Source organism: Anaerovibrio sp., from assembly GCF_051866355.1.
Lineage (GTDB): Bacteria > Bacillota > Negativicutes > Selenomonadales > Selenomonadaceae > Anaerovibrio.
Genome location: NZ_JBJDWZ010000095.1, coordinates 1 through 2,424 on the forward strand (window position 1 = coordinate 1; position 2,424 = coordinate 2,424).

Annotated in this window: 5 protein-coding genes; all 5 read right to left on the reverse strand. The window is 44.3% G+C overall.

Annotated elements, in window-relative coordinates; genetic code table 11:
- Positions 1 to 13 precede the first annotated feature (13 nt).
- Positions 14 to 394, reverse strand: coding sequence for a methylglyoxal synthase (locus ACI3UA_RS05170; RefSeq protein WP_439723765.1), 381 nt, complete (start codon positions 392 to 394; stop codon positions 14 to 16).
- 31 nt (positions 395 to 425) lie between these two features.
- Entirely contained in the window at positions 426 to 599 is a 174-nt protein-coding gene (locus ACI3UA_RS05175) for a hypothetical protein (RefSeq protein WP_439723766.1), read from the reverse strand.
- Positions 600 to 804: 205 nt separating this feature from the next.
- Positions 805 to 1,200: a pyridoxamine 5'-phosphate oxidase family protein gene (locus ACI3UA_RS05180; protein WP_439723767.1), complete on the reverse strand. Its 396-nt coding sequence runs from the start codon at positions 1,198 to 1,200 to the stop codon at positions 805 to 807.
- Between the two features lie 131 nt (positions 1,201 to 1,331).
- Positions 1,332 to 1,778 (reverse strand): Rrf2 family transcriptional regulator, encoded by a 447-nt coding sequence (locus tag ACI3UA_RS05185; RefSeq protein WP_439723768.1) that lies wholly within the window; start codon positions 1,776 to 1,778, stop codon positions 1,332 to 1,334.
- 98 nt (positions 1,779 to 1,876) lie between these two features.
- Positions 1,877 to 2,424: MBL fold metallo-hydrolase (locus tag ACI3UA_RS05190; RefSeq protein ID WP_439723769.1), on the reverse strand; the 548-nt coding region annotated here is incomplete at its 5' end.

Here is a 2,424-nt window from a genome sequence, read left to right on the forward strand (position 1 = left end):
ATGTACCCTCACATCAGCTATTCATTTTCTTTGCCACATACTCCAGCATAATATGCCCGCTCTTTCTGTTGGTCGCCAGCGGAATATTATGCACGTCGCACAGGCGCAAAAGGGCATTGATATCCGGCTCATGGGGCTGGGAGGTCAGCGGGTCCCGCAGGAAAATCACAAAATCCACCTTGTCCACCGCAATCATTGCGCCAATCTGCTGGTCACCGCCCAGCGGCCCTGACATCATAGTTTCCACATTGAGGTCATACTTTTCATTAATGAGCGTCCCTGTGGTTCTCGTCGCTACCAGATGAAAATTTTTCAGCAAGTCCTTGTGGTGACCTACAAACTCCAGCATTTCATCCTTCTTCTTGTCATGGGCAATCAGAGCAATCGTCTGCATAAAATCATCCCCCTTTACACCTTCGTTGTTTTCACTCTTTACTATCCAAGGGTACATAGCTTCCAGCGTCTTCTATCAGGCAGGTATGCTTTTTGCACCCCCTGTCATAGTTAATGCCAGCCAAATCCGCAAAGCCGTTTCCGCCAGACAGCTCACATACCACCACATAATGGACAGGAGCCGTAAAAGCCTTGCCTATTATCATCTTACAACACCCTGTCAGCCAATGCAACATATTTTGACCCGATGAAAGACAAGCGGCAAGCATCTGCCACCTGCCCAAAATCCACAAAATAAATATGTGCACAAATATTATACTTCAAAATACAATATTTATGCACATAACTTTCCTTGTCAGCGGTTTTCAATTTTGCGTTATTTGGTGCTATGCCGTCTGCAAATTTCCCACGTTAAAATGTATATGGTGGATTACCGGAAAAATCTGCAATTACACCATGAGGATTATCCAGATAAAAAACTTCAAAGATTGGATTATCCGCAGTTTTGTACTGCCCCTTTACTATAGGATTTTCCAGGCATGCCGTCTTCACTGCCATATTATTTTCAAACACGGCCTTGCCGGACAACCGAATCCACGCATAATCAGAAGATGAAACCGAAAGCTCTACATACGGGTTTTCCTGCATATCCTTATAGACGTCTTTTTGGTTATTTGTGCAAAACCAAAGCCTTCCTTCTCTTTCAAGGCAAAACATGAACGGACGGCACTTGGCCTTGCCATCACGCCCTACCGTTGCCAGATATTGCACCGGATTATCCTGCAGAAATTCTACCACTTTTTTCATCAAAACTACCTCCATCTCTTTATAGTTGTAACTCTAATCATTACAACTATAATTCTATACTCTTTTAGTTGTAATGTCAATACTTACAACTAAACACTTCATAAAAAATTGTAAAAAAAGCATAGCTGCCGCTATGCTCTCCCCAGTCCTTTGATATACTTTTCCGTATCAGACCTGATATTCTCCAAAGTGATAGAGGCCAGCTCCATTTCCATGGCACTCTGAACCCTGGCTAATTTTTCATCCAGTATAACATGGATATTTCTTCCCACAGGACAATCTGCATTCGGATTTTCGTGAAAATGGAACAGTTCTCCATTGTCTACGCTGTCCACTGCCCTATACACATCAAGTAACGTAATCTCTTTTAAGGGTTTTGCCATATATGCACCGCCTGAACCTCTGACTACGTTTACAATGCCTGCATTTTTTAGTTGCCCCAGCAGGTTACGGATTATGACGGGATTGACATTTGTGCTTCCTGCCAAAAAATTACTTGTCACTTTATATTCGTCCTTAAATGTATAAATACATATCAGCACATGAATCGCCAGCGTAAATCTACTTGAAATTTGCATAAAAACCTCCAAACGTAAAATAATACACACAAATATTTCTGTTAATACTTGCCAATATTTCCTACGCAAATATGTCCATCTGCCAGCACTTGCAATTTCTATATTTCCATACAAAAACCAGCATACATCTGCCGTATTTTATCCCCCAGCACCTCATGCAGTATGGCAAATGCCTCATCACCGGTACAGTGCCCCGTTACTATGAACTTCACGCCTGATGCCTGCAATTTGTCAGCCAGCCTGCGCACAGCCTCCGCACTAGTTTTATACAGGTGAAAACCACCTACCAGCCCTATGATTTTCCTGCCACCATAGGCGGCGCTGACTTCCTCGATAATATTCTCCACGCCCCCATGACAGCAGCTATTGAAAATCACCAGTCCGTCCTCCACCTCAAACACAAGGCTCTGCTCGTGCTGAAACAGCTCCGGAAAGAAGGTGTCCAGCTCCTTTACATACATGCGGGCCTGCCGGCCAGCTTCCCGCATATCAAGGGAATGGGGCAACAGCTTTACACCGGGGCAGGGGCTGTACGCACCATCCACCCTTACCAGCCTGTCACGATATTTTTCCAACCAGCCTTCATGGATGCCCACATATTCCATAACGCCATCATCGTCACTATAGCAGTTTTCCTGACAGGCCT

Excerpts from the sequence above, each read along its gene's own strand:
- ACI3UA_RS05180 (WP_439723767.1), bottom strand. The coding sequence starts at position 1,200 with ATGAAAAAAGTGGTAGAATTTCTGCAGGATAATCCGGTGCAATATCTG.
- ACI3UA_RS05170 (WP_439723765.1), bottom strand. The coding sequence starts at position 394 with ATGCAGACGATTGCTCTGATTGCCCATGACAAGAAGAAGGATGAAATG.
- ACI3UA_RS05185 (WP_439723768.1), bottom strand. The coding sequence starts at position 1,778 with ATGCAAATTTCAAGTAGATTTACGCTGGCGATTCATGTGCTGATATGT.
- ACI3UA_RS05175 (WP_439723766.1), bottom strand. The coding sequence starts at position 599 with ATGATAATAGGCAAGGCTTTTACGGCTCCTGTCCATTATGTGGTGGTA.